Raw genomic sequence first — 13,110 nt, 5'->3', positions numbered from 1 at the left:
GCAGCTCCTGCATCAAAGGGATTTTAAGTAAGCGACCTCCGCATCCGTCAGCAGCCGCCATTTGCCCGCGGGCAGGCCGCGGTCGAGCGACAGCTCCCCCACCGCCTCGCGCTTGAGGCGGCGCACCGCAAAGCCGCACTTTTCGCACATTTTCCGGATCTGGCGGTTGCGCCCCTCATGGATGACCATATGCAGGGAGGCCTGTCCGTCTTCCTGGCGCAGCACGGCGACCTGCGCGGGCTGGAGCTGGTAGCCGTCGATCTCCATCGGCTGGGACAGCTCCGGCAGGCGCGCAAGGTTGCCGCGCACGCTGACGAGGTAGCGCTTGGGGACTTCATGCTTCGGGTGGGTAAGCTGGTAGGCGAGGTCGCCGTCGTTCGTCATGAGGAGCAGCCCCTCCGAGTCATAATCCAGCCGGCCGACCGGGTAGACGCGCGCGCCGCAGCCCTGTACAAGCTGCGAAACGTCGCGCCGCCCCTTTTCGTCGTGCATGGTGGTGACAAAGCCGCGCGGCTTGTGCAGCATCAAATATACCTTTTGCTCCGCGCGGGCAACCGGCTTGCCGTCCACGCAAATGCGGTCGCGCGCCGCGTCCGCTTTCTGCCCCAGGCCGGCGCGGCGGCCATTCACCGTCACACGCCCGGCCGTAATGATCTCTTCCGCGGCGCGGCGCGAGCACACGCCCGCCTGCGCTAAAATTTTCTGTAAACGCTCCTGCATTTTCTATCTCCTGTCTATTCATCCTGTTTTGGGCTTAACAGCCCGCGCAGCCGGTCGATCAGCCGCGCGGGCGCGCCCTTCTCCTCCGGGAGCAGCGCCGCGCCCGTTTCAAACGTCAGGCTATCCTGCGCGAGGACGGCGTCGCCCACCCGGTACTCGACCGTGCCGTAGGTGCTGCCCGCCGTGACCGGCGCATAGGTGAAGCGGCTTCCCACGAATGCGGTTTCCAGCATCTCGTGTTCCCGCTGTGTCAGGTACAGTTCCACCGTAGCCCCCGCCCGCAGGACGGAGGAAGCCGCGGAGCCGCCCTCGATCGGCTGGGTACGCAATATCGCGCCCGCCTCGTGCAGCGTATACGGCTGGTACTGCGCAAACGCGCTGTCCAGCATCGCCGCGTGGTCATTCCAATCGTCCGGCGCGTTGAGCGTGACCGCGACGAGCAGCCGCCCGTTGCGCTCCGCCGCGGAAACCAGGCAGCGGCCGCTTTTCTTGGTGAAGCCGGTTTTCACGCCGCAACACCCGTCGTACAGTGTCAGCATCTTATTATGGTTTTTCATGTAGCGGCCGGCTTCATTATAGCTTTTGGTCCCCACGATTTCGCGGAACTGCTCGTTTTTCATAGCGTATGCGGCCAGTTCCGCCAGTTCGCGCGCGGTCGTGTAATGCGTTTCGCTGTCCAGCCCGTTGGGGTTGTCGAAATGCGTGTTTGTCAGGCCGAGCCGCGCGGCCGTTTCATTCATCAGGCCAATAAAATGCGCCTGCCCGCCGCACTCCCCCGCGACCGCGAGCGCCGCGTCGTTGCCGCTCATCAGCATGAGTCCGTAGAGCGTGTCGCGCAGGGTGATATCCTCCCCCTCCCTCAGGTACATCGAGGAGCCTTCCACCTGCGTGTATTCCTTTTTCACGGTATATTCCCGGTCGATATCGTAGTTTTCAATCGCCGTAATGGCCGTCATGATCTTGGTCGTGGACGCCATGGGCAGTTGTTCGTCGGCGTTCTGGTCGAACAGCACAAAACCGGTCGCCCCGTCGATCACCACGGCGCTCCGCGCGCTGACGGCCTGCGCCTGCACTGGCAGCAGCAGGCATAGGACCGCCGCCGCCATCACCCCGGCAATTTTTTTCATATCTTTTATTCCCCCTCCGCATAGAGAAGCCTACCCGTACAATCAACTATACGAGTAGGCCCCGGGGAATATTATATTAAATTTCCGGGTCGGGTTCCAGGTCGCCGTCGTCCTTGCCCTTGTTTTTGCGCTCCTCAAAGAAGCTGGAAACCTTGCTCACCGCGTCCGGGATCATCTCGACCAGACGGTCGACCGTGGAGTCAGCCTGCACGTTGATCGGCAGGATGCGCGCACCGCCGCGGTCCACGACGACAAAGGCCACCGGCGTGACCGTCACACCCGCGCCGCCGCCGCCGCCAAAACAAAGCGGCGTGTTGTCCTTGGCGTGTTTGGACATATAGTCCGAGCCGCCAGAACCAAACCCGAAGCTGACACGGGAAATTGGGATAATCGTCGTGCCGTCCTTGGTTTCCACAGGCGATCCTACAATGGTGTTGGCGTCGACAAGGTTTTTGATTTTTTCCATGGTTTCGTTCATTAAGTTGCTGATCGGATGTTCGCTCATACAGTTTTCGCCCCTTCTTCTTTCGTTATCAGCCGGTACAGATCCATCAAGCGTTTGCGGTTGTGCAAGAGCACGGCAAGCAGGCTGCCCGGCCGCACGGCAAATACCAATTTAACATTCCAATGCGTGACGGCCGCGTCAAAGTCGGCGTCAACCGCAATATGGCACTTTCCCATTCTAAAATTTTGCTCCAAAAACGGCAAAAGCATACCCGCCCCCGCCGCGGAATACCCGTAAAGGATGCCGGTACGCGCCGCGTCGCCGGTCCCGATGACGACATCCGCAAAAACGGTTTCCAAAATCAGCTTTTCGCGCATCTGGCTGAGCAGGTCGAGCACCAGGCACAGCACGTCGCCCAGGCCGAGTTTTTCCAAATGGAATTTCCCCGCCGCCGCTTTTTCCGGTTTGGGCTTGCCCTTTGTCGGCGCGTGCCCTCCTGCCTTTTCCGCGCGCCCGCGCAGCGCCTTCGGCAGCGGCCAAATCTTAAAATGGAACGGCCCCAAGCCCACGCGGATCGAAAGGTCGCCGTCCTTTCCCCGGAAGTCCACCCGCGCGCGGGCAAGCAGCAGAAAAAGCCCAAGCGCGCACAAAAGCAGCAGCAGGGAAAGCAGGATCAAACCAATGGTTTTTAAAACGATCATACGCCTTGCCCCGCTTCACCCCCGGGCGGCGCGCCATCCGCAGGCATCCCTGCATCAAAGCTGAGCTGTTCGCCCTCCGCCCCAGTGAGTTCGGGCAGGGACGGCAGCTCGTCCAGGCTGGAAATGGAGAATGTGCGCAAAAACGCCGCCGTGGTGCGGAACAGCACCGGCCGCCCCGGCACGTCCAGGCGGCCGCATTCCTCGATCAGCCCTTTTTCCACCAGCGAAGACACCGTGCCGGAACTGTCCACGCCGCGAAGCTGCTCTACAAACGCACGCGTTACCGGCTGGCGGTACGCCACGATCGAGAGCACTTCGAGCGCCGCCGGGCTGAGCGAGGGCGGGCGGCGGCTTTCCGTCGCGCGGCGGATGTAGTCCGCGTAGTCCGGGCGGCTGCAAAGCTGTACCCGGTCTTCCATGCGCGCGAGCATAAGGCCGCGCCGCTCAAAATCATACCGGTCGGACAGCGCCTGCAGCGCCTGCGCCACCGTTTCCCGGTCGGCGCCAAGCACCTGCGCAAGCCGCTCCACGGGCACCGCGTCGCCCGCGGCAAACAGGATGGCTTCAATTATGCATTCGATTGTGTCGATCCCGCTCATGCGTCCTCCCGCGGCTCCGCCGCCAAGATCAGTTCGGTCTCCTCGCCTTCCCCCTCGATGCGTACGCGCCGGGTTTTTGACAGCTCGAGCACTGCCAGGAAGGTCGCCACAATTTCGGAGCGGCTCCCCGCCCCGTCAAACAGCCGCTGGAACCGCAGCCGCGCGCTGGACAGGAATTTTTTAAGGATCACGGTGATTTTGCCGCTGACCGGCACCGGGTCCCGCCCCACGATGCCGGAAAACGAACTGACCGGCGGCGGGAGGCGGCGCTGTGCCTTCCGCATCAGGTTGCGCGCCGCGCGCGCCAGGTCGTCCGGCTTATGCCGGTATTCCACCGGCCGGGAGCGGTCGCGCAGTTCCGGCCCTTTGACAAAAATATCGCGCCCCAGGTCGGTCTGCTGGCGGAAGTACGGGGTGACCTCCTTGATGCGCTGGTATTCCAGCAGCATCTCAACCAGCTGCGCGCGCGGGTCCTCTTCTTCCTCCTCGTCATAGGAGGGCAGCAGCATCTTGGACTTGATGTAGACAAGCTGGGCGGCCATTGCGATAAAGTCCCCCGCCACGTCCATATCCATCGTCCGGGCGCTGTCCAGCACCGCCATATACTGCTCCAGGATTTCGGCAATCGGGATATCGTAAATGCTGACCTTGTTCTTACTGATCAGGTGCAGCAGGAGGTCGAGCGGCCCCTCGAAATTTTCAAGCTGAAAGGTCATTTCCACGCCGTCGCCCCCCTTCCCGTATCCGACTCAGCCAAACAGCATGGCCGCCAGGCCGTACACGCCGCGGTCCGCCCAGCTGATCAGCATATCCAGGCCGCCGAACCACAGCACGACGATCAGCGCGAGCATAATGAGGTTCTGGTATTTGCGGCAGAAGTTATTAAAGCGCACTTCATACTTGTAAGGCAGCAGGGCGTCCAAAATACGGGAGCCGTCCAGCGGGTACACAGGGATCAGGTTGAAAACGCCGAGGCCGATTGACAGGATCGCGCTGTAGCCGATAAACGTCAGCACGACGAGCAGGAATACCTGGAGCCCGCCCAGCCCAAGCTGGCCGGACATCAGCAGCGACAGCAGCAGCGCAGGGCCGACCGGCCCCAGGGAAGTGATTTCCGGCCCCAGGATGGCGCGCCCCATCACCAGGTACAGCGCATACATGATAAACGCCAGGATAAAGTTGGAGAGCGGGCCTGCAAGCGCGGTGACCGCCATGCCCGCGCGCCGGTTTTTGAAACGCGTAATATTAACGGGGACGGGCTTTGCCCAGCCGAACCCAAACAGCACCATGCAAAGGAAGCCCATCGGGTCGATATGCGCAAGCGGGTTCAGGGACAGGCGCCCCTCGTCGCGCGCTGTGCGGTCGCCCAGCGCATAGGCCGCGAGGCCATGGCAGGTTTCATGCACGGAAAGGCACAACAGGATGGCAGGCAGCGACAGCACAAGGCCGATAATGGCGCTGTTCAGGTTGCCGCTCGATAACAAACGAAATAGCAAAGCAAAGTCCTCCGGCAAAAATCTAAATACGAGTATAGTATACCGTTTCTTGCCTGTAAAAACAAGTGTCGCCAGGAATTTAACAATTCAAACACAAAAAAGGCGGACTTCCGTCCGCCTTTCCCCCATGTGTTAACCTCGTTTCCGCCGCCACACCCACCACACGATAGCGGCGGGCAGCGCGACGGCCATTGCCGTGCTGGCAACCGTTATGAAGACCTCATACCAGCCGATCCCCACAAAAACTTGGTAAACATGATGTTCCATTTTTAAATCCCCAGTTCCTTTTTCAGGGCGGCGATCATTTCCTGATACTCCGCGTCCTCGAGGAATACAGGCTGGTCGTTGCCGATTGCAAAGCTGCCGCCGAACTCAAAACCGCCCTCATACTTCGGGACAATGTGGAAATGCAGGTGCGGGTTGGTATCGCCGTAGGAACCAAGGTTGATCTTGGTGCAGCCCCACAGCTTCTTGACCGCGCCCGAAGCGGCGGCGAGGTCTGCGCAGAAATCGTTGCGCTCCTGCTCGTCGCATTCGCAAAGCTCTTTCTTATGGGTGCCGAGCGCAAGCGCGCAGCGGCCCTTATGCGCCTGGTCCTTGAACAGGTACAGCGTGCCGGCCTTCATCTTGCCGACCTCGAACATCAGGTTTTCACGACCCTCATGGTGCGCGTCACAATAAAAGCATCCAGTTGCCATTGGAATCCTCTCCTTTATACATTTCCATACTTTTCATTCCAGCCCTGTGGCTATACCCCCAGTATACACGCGGCAGGGCAAAAATTCCAGTCTTTTTCATGGCGCGGCCGCATATAAATTTGTGTCCCATGCGGGCACATACGGGTGGTGCCGCAGATAGATCCGGTAGTCCGGGCACAGGCTGTGCACGAGCAACGGCAGGTCGAACAGGTCCTCGTTGCGGTGGTATACGGCCACGTTGAGCTTCGGCCGCCAGGTGCGGATGGTTTCCCGCGCGCCCTCGAGCGCGCGCCGCTCCGCGCCCTCGACGTCCAGCTTGAGCATCGTGCAGGGCGCGCCGTCCAGCACGCTGTCCACCGCGCGCACGGGCGTTTCCACCCCCTGCGCCGCAAGCGCCGAATTACGCCCCGCCTTTGCCGCGAACGCGCGCACACCGTCGCAGTCCCACGCCCCCGCGTGCAGCACGCGCGCACGGCCGCCCAGCGACGCATCCACATACTGCTGCAGCTTTTTACAGTTTTTATGATCCGGCTCCAGCGCCGTGACCGAGGCGTACGCGCCCCCGGTGTAACCCAGCAGTTCGCGGATGGTATCCCCGTTATACGCCCCCAGGTCTACAAAATGTTCCTGCTCCCCCGGCTGCAGCAGCCCCCGGAACGCCTCGTCCTTACCCGTCTCGCATCCGCGCAGGTAGGACAGCTCCCCGGTGAGTTTAAAGGCCACGGTATTTTCAAATACACGGCGGGACGTATCGTCCGCCAGCAGCGCGTAGGCGCGGCGCAGCGTCTGTGCATGCGCCGCCGCATATTCGAGGTCGAACAGCCCGCCGCCCGTCACGGGCACGTCCGGCGCAACCACATCGAACCGCTCCCCGAGCGCATACATTTTGGCCAGCACCTCCGGGCGCTGGCTTGCGAATGCGATCACGATGACGATATCGTCATCCAGACGTGCGGTTATTTCGGACAGCTTCTCCACACGGAAACCGGCAAAACTGTGCCCGCGGACAAACTCGTCGCTGGCAAACACCCCGGACGCTTTAATCTGATACCGTTCAAAAACATCCAGGATTTTCTGCGCGCCGTCCCCCATGCCGTAAAGCACGATAGGCCGGGGCTCCCGCCGCAGCCTTTGCCATACCGTTTCCGTTACCCCATTCCACTCCAACGCCTTCACCCCATTTTCAATCGATACGCTTATTATAGCGTTCTTACAGGAATCTGTAAAGTTTCTGTCGCTTTTGCAAAAACAAATGCAGTTTTTTTAATTAGCTATTGTGATTTTACACAAAGCAATTTATAATAGATGTGGTAAATCATTTACAAACTTAAGGAGTGTGCGCCGCATGGCAAATGAAAAAACAGCTTCCCCCAAGCCACGCAGTATCCTCGACCTGGCGCCTGGCAAGCTGCGTGAAATTGACGGCGTCGTGCTCGATTTAGACAGTTATGCCAAACACAGCGCGCCGCCCCCCGTGGCAGGCCCGGCGCCGTCCCCCGGATACGGTGCGGAGGAAGCCGGGCAGGCGCGCCTGTCCGAGCCGGTGCATACCGGCTGGTACGAAGCAACGGAAGAAACCGTCGCCTACCCGATTATGGAGCGCTATGTATATGTCGGCGGCTCCGGCTCAGGTTCCTATGTAAGCTCCTACCGGACGTCTTACATCCGCACCTCGGGTTCCGGCTCCTGGACGACTTCCGGTTCCGGCGTTTTCAGCGTCGGGGGCTACGGCCTGGAGCTGATTTAACATGTTTGCTTTCCATGTAAACTGGACACGCCCGTTTACGGCGCGGAACCCGGGCGCGCCGTATGCGGTGGAACCGTTCGAGCTGCTCACGACGGTCCTCTCCGCGCTGGAATGGCAGCGGCAAGGCGGGGTGATCGCCATGGCGACCGACGGCCTGGCCGCCGCATATTATGAAGGCCTCGGGCTGGGCTCCCTGTGGAACGGCGGCATCCGTCCCGTCCTGCAGGACGCCATCCCGGACACGGTCTCCCCCTTCGCCTTTTGGGCGGCGGGCAAGCTTTACGCGCTGCGGGAGATGCCCGCACCCTGCGTCATGATCGACACCGACTTTATCCTCTGGCGCAGCATTGAAGCGCAGTGCGCCGGTGCGGATGCCGCCGCGATCCACCGGGAGGAAATCTACCCCGACATCTATCCAGGCCCTTCCCATTTCCAGGTGGAGGAAGGGTTCGATCTGGACGGGCTCGACTGGTCGGTGCAGCCCTGCAACACCGCCCTCGCCTATTTCGGCAGCGCGGCCTTCAAGGGGCTGTACACCGCGCGCGCGATTTCCTTTATGGAGCACGCGCCACACGCAGACGACCCCTTGACCTATATGGTCTTTGCGGAACAGCGCCTGCTCTCCATGTGCGCGGCGGAAGCCGGCGCCAAGCTGGCGATCCTGTCCGACCTGGACACGTTGTTTGGCTCAGGGCAGCAAGCGTATACCCATGTCTGGGGGTATAAGCAGCAAATGCGGGACGACCCCGCGGCGTACATAGCGTTTTGCCGCAGGTGCGCAGCGCGGATTAAACGCGACTATCCCGGCTTTGCCCCCACCGCGGCTGCAGTCCCTTGCTTGTCACAGTATTTTTAACGGGGTATCCCCATAAAAAAACGGCTGACCAACCCGGTCAGCCGTTTTTTTATGAATCCTTCAGAAGCGATTCTTCTACCATTTGCGCCGCGTACTTGATACAGTCCTCGCAGGATACCTTGCTGGAACCGCCCTTCAGTTCGCTGCAAAGCAGCGCGCCCGCCGCGTCCTTAAACTGCGCCGTCAGGCTGCGCGCCACCTTATAGGTCGCGCCTTTGGTCTTGCCGGGCGCTTCCACGCCGCCGCTGCCGTCCAATCCGGCGAGCACCAGCGCGCCGCTCAATGCGCCGCACACGTTCTGCGTACCCATACCGAAGCCAAAGGCTTCCGTCATCTTGTACGCAGTCTGTTCGTCGACGCCAAACAGGTCGCAGTACGTGCAGGCAATCGCCTGCGCACAATTATAGCCTTTATTGTGGCGGTCAACCGCCGCCAACACCCTGCTTTCCATTGCAAAGCTTCCCTTCTTATGTATCAATATTCATGGTTTTCAAAATACGCCATGATCGCATTATACAGCGCCTGCGCCTCCGCCCTTTGCTCTTCGTCCGAATCGATCTTGACAGCGTCGGATGCGTTATCGAGGAAACAGAACTCGCTGAGGATGCCCGGCACGCCGAATTCCGAAGGTACGCGCACCATATACAGGTTCTGCGTCTTAACGCCGCGGCTGGTCTGCCCCAGCTTCTTATACTCCTCGATAATCAGGTTGCCCAGGTCGCGGCTCGCGCCCGAAGGGTCCTGCTTGTCGGTCTGCACGAAAACTTCCGCGCCGACGCCGCCGCCGCCGTTATGATGGATGCTGACGGAGAGGTCAAAGTTATACTGATCCATCTTCTCGCGGACGAACGCGATGCGGTCGGAACCCTTGAGGTCGGTATCCAGGCTCTCGACCGTCATGACGACCTTCACGCCTGCGTTTTCCAGCATTTCCTTCAGGTACTGTGTCACCGCCAGGTTGACCCGCTTTTCCTCCAGGCCATTGCCGGATTCGCCAGGGTCTTTGCCGCCGTGCCCGGAGTCGAGCAGGATGGTCATGACGCCGTCCAGCCGCCGCGTATTGACAACACCGCCCTGGTTCGCGGAACTGCCGGAATCGTCCGTATTCCCCATATCGTCCGCGTCGCCCTTGGGCGTCCATTTGGCGTACAGCGTCACATCGCGCGCGACAACATCGGTCGCAAACGACCAGGCGATGTAGCAGTCGCTCTCTGCGTACCAGCCGCCGAAGACATACCCGTCGGCCGTCGGCTTGGCGGGCTCTGTGATCTTCGAGCCGGTCTTGACCCCTGTTTTGGGGCTGACCTGCGTGCCGTGGCCGTTCATTTCGAAGGTCACGGTAAAGGTCTGCGTCCATTTCGCGTAGAGGGTAACGTCCTCCGTCACCGTATCCTTGGAGAAATTCCAAGCCGTGTTGCAGCCGCTGTCCTTGTACCAGCCATCGAACGCATAACCCGTGGCTTCCGGTGCGGCGGGCGCGCTGATCTTGCTGCCCTCATCCACGTTCGCCTTGGGGGAAATCTGCGTGCCATGCCCGTTCATATCAAACGAAACGGTATAACGGTTTGGCGCAGGCTGCGGGTTGTCGATCAGGATGGTGCGGCTTGTGTTGTCGTACCCCACGTCGAACCCGAGCTGCGTGCCGATATCGCGCAGGCGGAAATAGTTGTTGCCGTCAATATTATATGCGGTCATAGACACCGGCTTGCCATCCACCAGCACTTTGGCGTTGGATTCCCGGATGGTCGGCTTGGCGGCCGCGCCCGCCATTTCGCCGCCGGCCTTCTGGTAGGCCGCGCCCGTCGTCAGCGTAATGCTGCTCGTCGCGCCGTCCCAGCCCACGTTAAACTGCGCCTGCTTGCCGTTCATCAAGTAGGCGATATCGCGCAGCTTAAAATAGTTTTCGTCATTGATGTTGTACCCCGCGGGCTTGACCGCGCTGCCGTCCAGCTTGATCGCGTTCGTCGTGACCGAAAGCTTATGGACCGGGGGCGAGGAGGTGGTCGCGCCGGTTGCCGCCGCGGCAGTCGGCTTTTCCGGGTCGCTCCCGGACGCGCCCTGCCCGTTTTCCGCAACCGCGGGCGGCTGTACCGTCTCCACGGCCTGTGACGCCGCCGCGCCCTGCTCCGGGTCTGCCGTATCGGCCGCCTGCGCGCCCAAACCGAGCAGCATGGCGGCCGCCAGGGACAATATACAGATTTTATGCGATATGTGCTTCATCAATTTTCCCTCTATGTCAAAAACGGTAAATACTACATACTGTTTGTATTATAGCATCGTAATTTGGCAAAATCAAGGTTACCTGAAACAAACACACAGAATTGTAATACTACAAATTTTCCCTTTAACGCGCCAGCATCGCGGCGCCGATGATGCCGGCATCGTTCCCCAGCTCGGCAAGCACCAGTTCGGCCTGCTCGCAGTCCGCCTTCATCAGGCCGCGCCGTATCAGCGCGCGCACGGGGGACATCAGCTTTTCCCCATAGCCGGCAAGCCCGCCGCCCACGACGATCTTCTCCGGCTGCAGGATTGCGATCATGTTGTTAAGGCCGCATGCAAAATACTCCACGTACTGCCGGAATACGCCGTCCGCCAGGCTGTCGCCTGCGTCGCGGGCATCGCAGACCATTTTTGCCATGAGCCGCCCGCCGTTTTCCGCCTTCATGCCGCGCAGCAGGCTGTCGCCGCCCCGCGCCAGCGCGGCTTCCGCGAGGCGCACCATGCCGGTGGCGGAGGAATACGCCTCCCAGCAGCCCCGTCGGCCGCAGTTGCACGGCAGCCCGTTATAGTGCACCACCATATGGCCGATCTCGCCCGCAATGTCGTTCGCCCCCGTGTACAGCTTGCCGTCCAGTATCAGCCCGCCACCAAGGCCGGTGCCCAGCGTGACCATGACCATATTGCGCACGCCGCGGCCCGCGCCGCCGATATACTCGCCGAGCGCGGCGCAGTTGGCGTCGTTATCCAGATAGACCGGGCAGTTGAATTCCGGCTGGAACGCCTGTGCAAAGCTGACGTCGTCCATTTGCAGGTTGGTGCCAAAGGTCAACGTACAGGTGCGTTTGATAAAAGAGCCCGGCACGCCGATGCCGACCTGGCACACCTCGTCAGGGGCGACCCCCTTTTCCGCGCATACTGCAAGCGCAAGGCGGCGCATGTCCGCGCGCAGGCCGTCCGGGTCGCCGGTACGGGTCGGCGTGCCCTGCTTGCAGAGCAGCGCGCCTTCGTCCGTGCACAGGCCGACAACCGTATTGGTTCCGCCGAGATCCACACCAATTTTCATAAAAAAACCTCCTGACCCGCAAAACGGGCTGCGGCGATGGCGCCGCAGCCCGTCCGGTTGTCCGCTGTAATTAACCGCCAAACTCCTTGAGCATGCGGTCCTGTAATTCTTTCGCGGCGTTGAAGCCCATCTTCTTGTGACGGTTGTTCATCGCTGCAACCTCGATGATGACCGCGAGGTTGCGGCCCGGTTTGACCGGGATCGTCAGGGATGGGATCGCGATATCCAGGATGCTGGTGGTCTGCCCATCCAGCCCCAGGCGGTCATACTGCTTGCCCTCTTCCCATGCTTCCAGGTTGATGATCAGTTCGACCTTTTCCGTGAGCTTGACGGCGCCCATACCGAAGATGCGGCGTACGTCGACAATGCCGATGCCACGCAGCTCGATAAAGTGGCGGATGACCTCCGGTGCCGTACCGACCAGGGTCTTGTCCGATACACGCTTGATTTCGACCGCGTCGTCCGCAATCAGGCGGTGCCCGCGCTTTACCAGCTCGATGGCCGTCTCCGACTTGCCGACGCCGCTGTCGCCCAGCAGGAGCACGCCTTCGCCGTAGATTTCAACCAGCACGCCGTGCAGCGTGATGCGGGGCGCAAGCTTTACCTTGAGCGATGCCACCATGGCGTTCATGATCGTCGAAGTGAATTCATTCGTACGCAGCAGCGGTACGCCGTGCTTCTGCGCCGCCTCCAGGCACTCGGGGAACACATCGATATTGCGGGAAATGATCATGGCGGGGATCTGTGTGGCGAACAGCTTGTCAAAGCATGCAAGCCGCATTTCAGGCGTGAAACGCTCGACAAACGTCGTCTCCACCTTACCCATGATCTGGATACGGTTCGGGTCGAAATAATCGAAAAAGCCAGCCAGCTGCAGGCCGGGGCGGTTGATGTCGTCCTTTGTAATTTCTATCTTATCAAAGCCATCCGGCCCATAGATCACTTCAAAACCAAATTCCTGGATCAATTCACCCAGGCTTACGCTAAATTCCTTCAGCTGCATACGCCGTTACCTCCCTGCCTCTCGCAAAGTTATAATTTATTATATCCCAAAGAAACCCCTTTTTCAATGGCAACCGGGGGCGCCGTCTATTTTTTTCCTTTCGATAAATTTTTTTGTCGGATTGACTTGCAATCCCCCACCGGTTGTGATATCATAATATGCGTTACTCAATGCCTACAGATAAGGAGGTGCAGGAAAATGGCAAAGTGCGATATTTGCGGCAAGGGCGTTACCTTTGGTATTAAGGTTTCCCACTCCCATAGACGTTCCAACAGGACCTGGAAGCCGAACGTTCGTCGTGTAAAGGCTCTGGTGGACGGTACTCCCCGCCATGTCAACGTATGTACTCGGTGCCTCCGCTCCGGCAAGGTTACCCGCGCTATCTAAGGTTGCGCGCATATTTTGATTAGAGAAGGCTCCCTGCCCAAGGCAGGG

The 13,110-nt window shown here is 60.2% G+C and carries 17 protein-coding genes; 3 read left to right on the top strand and 14 right to left on the bottom strand.

Translation table 11 applies throughout. From position 1 onward, the window contains the following. Nucleotides 1-12: 12 nt before the first annotated feature. The 10 genes from CZ203_RS09755 to CZ203_RS09715 all read right to left on the bottom strand — a co-directional run bounded on the left by CZ203_RS09755 (nt 13) and on the right by CZ203_RS09715 (nt 6,890). The gene (locus tag CZ203_RS09755) at nt 13-720 is read right to left on the bottom strand and encodes a pseudouridine synthase (RefSeq protein ID WP_087065911.1); all 708 of its coding nucleotides are present in this window, start codon (nt 718-720) and stop codon (nt 13-15) included. Nucleotides 721-734: 14 nt separating this feature from the next. Next, nucleotides 735-1,847 (bottom strand): serine hydrolase, encoded by a 1,113-nt coding sequence (locus CZ203_RS09750; protein WP_087065910.1) that lies wholly within the window; start codon nt 1,845-1,847, stop codon nt 735-737. 76 nt (nt 1,848-1,923) lie between these two features. Beyond that, nucleotides 1,924-2,352, bottom strand: coding sequence for a GerW family sporulation protein (ytfJ, locus tag CZ203_RS09745; RefSeq protein ID WP_087065909.1), 429 nt, complete (start codon nt 2,350-2,352; stop codon nt 1,924-1,926). Further along, a complete protein-coding gene (locus tag CZ203_RS09740) occupies nt 2,349-2,993 on the bottom strand; it encodes a DUF2953 domain-containing protein (RefSeq protein ID WP_087065908.1) in 645 nt (214 codons plus the stop codon). The genes ytfJ and CZ203_RS09740 overlap by 4 nt, the downstream gene beginning before the upstream one ends. Continuing rightward, on the bottom strand, nt 2,990-3,592 hold the full coding sequence (gene scpB, locus CZ203_RS09735; RefSeq protein ID WP_200809468.1) for an SMC-Scp complex subunit ScpB: 603 nt from the start codon (nt 3,590-3,592) through the stop codon (nt 2,990-2,992). Before scpB ends, CZ203_RS09740 begins: the two co-directional genes overlap by 4 nt. Continuing rightward, nucleotides 3,589-4,308 (bottom strand): segregation and condensation protein A, encoded by a 720-nt coding sequence (locus tag CZ203_RS09730; RefSeq protein ID WP_235847518.1) that lies wholly within the window; start codon nt 4,306-4,308, stop codon nt 3,589-3,591. Before CZ203_RS09730 ends, scpB begins: the two co-directional genes overlap by 4 nt. A gap of 33 nt (nt 4,309-4,341) precedes the next feature. Further along, entirely contained in the window at nt 4,342-5,088 is a 747-nt protein-coding gene (locus tag CZ203_RS09725; RefSeq protein WP_143436187.1) for a site-2 protease family protein, read from the bottom strand. A 132-nt stretch (nt 5,089-5,220) separates the two neighbouring features. Next, nucleotides 5,221-5,355 (bottom strand): hypothetical protein, encoded by a 135-nt coding sequence (locus tag CZ203_RS15285; protein WP_268875368.1) that lies wholly within the window; start codon nt 5,353-5,355, stop codon nt 5,221-5,223. 2 nt (nt 5,356-5,357) lie between these two features. Beyond that, nucleotides 5,358-5,786 carry an HIT family protein gene (locus CZ203_RS09720; protein WP_087065905.1) on the bottom strand — a complete coding sequence of 143 codons (429 nt, stop codon included), beginning with the start codon at nt 5,784-5,786 and terminating at the stop codon, nt 5,358-5,360. Between the two features lie 96 nt (nt 5,787-5,882). Continuing rightward, complete coding sequence (locus CZ203_RS09715; RefSeq protein WP_235847501.1) at nt 5,883-6,890, bottom strand: FkbM family methyltransferase; 1,008 nt, start codon at nt 6,888-6,890, stop codon at nt 5,883-5,885. Between the two features lie 241 nt (nt 6,891-7,131). Between CZ203_RS09715 and CZ203_RS09710 the strand changes: the two genes are divergently transcribed. After that, entirely contained in the window at nt 7,132-7,533 is a 402-nt protein-coding gene (locus CZ203_RS09710; protein ID WP_087065904.1) for a hypothetical protein, read from the top strand. A 1-nt stretch (nt 7,534) separates the two neighbouring features. Then, nucleotides 7,535-8,389, top strand: a complete 855-nt coding sequence (locus tag CZ203_RS09705; protein ID WP_087065903.1) for a hypothetical protein — start codon at nt 7,535-7,537, stop codon at nt 8,387-8,389. 49 nt (nt 8,390-8,438) lie between these two features. On the opposite strand, the gene CZ203_RS09700 is transcribed toward CZ203_RS09705, so the two are convergent. From CZ203_RS09700 to hprK, 4 genes are all read right to left on the bottom strand, one after another. Further along, nucleotides 8,439-8,840 (bottom strand): C-GCAxxG-C-C family protein, encoded by a 402-nt coding sequence (locus CZ203_RS09700; protein WP_087065902.1) that lies wholly within the window; start codon nt 8,838-8,840, stop codon nt 8,439-8,441. Nucleotides 8,841-8,863: 23 nt separating this feature from the next. Then, nucleotides 8,864-10,609: an InlB B-repeat-containing protein gene (locus CZ203_RS09695; RefSeq protein WP_087065901.1), complete on the bottom strand. Its 1,746-nt coding sequence runs from the start codon at nt 10,607-10,609 to the stop codon at nt 8,864-8,866. Nucleotides 10,610-10,733: 124 nt separating this feature from the next. Beyond that, a complete protein-coding gene (locus CZ203_RS09690) occupies nt 10,734-11,672 on the bottom strand; it encodes an ROK family protein (RefSeq protein WP_087065900.1) in 939 nt (312 codons plus the stop codon). Between the two features lie 70 nt (nt 11,673-11,742). Further along, nucleotides 11,743-12,675, bottom strand: a complete 933-nt coding sequence (gene hprK / locus CZ203_RS09685; RefSeq protein WP_087065899.1) for an HPr(Ser) kinase/phosphatase — start codon at nt 12,673-12,675, stop codon at nt 11,743-11,745. 198 nt (nt 12,676-12,873) lie between these two features. Here hprK and rpmB point away from each other — a divergent pair, with 198 nt between their 5' ends. After that, complete coding sequence (rpmB, locus tag CZ203_RS09680) at nt 12,874-13,062, top strand: 50S ribosomal protein L28 (RefSeq protein ID WP_087065898.1); 189 nt, start codon at nt 12,874-12,876, stop codon at nt 13,060-13,062. Nucleotides 13,063-13,110 lie beyond the last annotated feature (48 nt).

Source organism: Intestinibacillus massiliensis, assembly GCF_900155735.1.
GTDB lineage: Bacteria > Bacillota > Clostridia > Oscillospirales > Butyricicoccaceae > Intestinibacillus > Intestinibacillus massiliensis.
This window is presented reverse-complemented; position numbering and strand designations above follow the sequence as displayed.

Coding starts and splice junctions, on each gene's coding strand:
- CZ203_RS09755 (WP_087065911.1), bottom strand. CDS start 720: ATGCAGGAGCGTTTACAGAAAATTTTAGCGCAGGCGGGCGTGTGCTCG.
- CZ203_RS09750 (WP_087065910.1), bottom strand. CDS start 1,847: ATGAAAAAAATTGCCGGGGTGATGGCGGCGGCGGTCCTATGCCTGCTG.
- ytfJ (WP_087065909.1), bottom strand. CDS start 2,352: ATGAGCGAACATCCGATCAGCAACTTAATGAACGAAACCATGGAAAAA.
- CZ203_RS09740 (WP_087065908.1), bottom strand. CDS start 2,993: ATGATCGTTTTAAAAACCATTGGTTTGATCCTGCTTTCCCTGCTGCTG.
- scpB (WP_200809468.1), bottom strand. CDS start 3,592: ATGAGCGGGATCGACACAATCGAATGCATAATTGAAGCCATCCTGTTT.
- CZ203_RS09730 (WP_235847518.1), bottom strand. CDS start 4,308: ATGACCTTTCAGCTTGAAAATTTCGAGGGGCCGCTCGACCTCCTGCTG.
- CZ203_RS15285 (WP_268875368.1), bottom strand. CDS start 5,355: ATGGAACATCATGTTTACCAAGTTTTTGTGGGGATCGGCTGGTATGAG.
- CZ203_RS09720 (WP_087065905.1), bottom strand. CDS start 5,786: ATGGCAACTGGATGCTTTTATTGTGACGCGCACCATGAGGGTCGTGAA.
- CZ203_RS09710 (WP_087065904.1), top strand. CDS start 7,132: ATGGCAAATGAAAAAACAGCTTCCCCCAAGCCACGCAGTATCCTCGAC.
- CZ203_RS09705 (WP_087065903.1), top strand. CDS start 7,535: ATGTTTGCTTTCCATGTAAACTGGACACGCCCGTTTACGGCGCGGAAC.
- CZ203_RS09700 (WP_087065902.1), bottom strand. CDS start 8,840: ATGGAAAGCAGGGTGTTGGCGGCGGTTGACCGCCACAATAAAGGCTAT.
- CZ203_RS09695 (WP_087065901.1), bottom strand. CDS start 10,609: ATGAAGCACATATCGCATAAAATCTGTATATTGTCCCTGGCGGCCGCC.
- CZ203_RS09690 (WP_087065900.1), bottom strand. CDS start 11,672: ATGAAAATTGGTGTGGATCTCGGCGGAACCAATACGGTTGTCGGCCTG.
- hprK (WP_087065899.1), bottom strand. CDS start 12,675: ATGCAGCTGAAGGAATTTAGCGTAAGCCTGGGTGAATTGATCCAGGAA.
- rpmB (WP_087065898.1), top strand. CDS start 12,874: ATGGCAAAGTGCGATATTTGCGGCAAGGGCGTTACCTTTGGTATTAAG.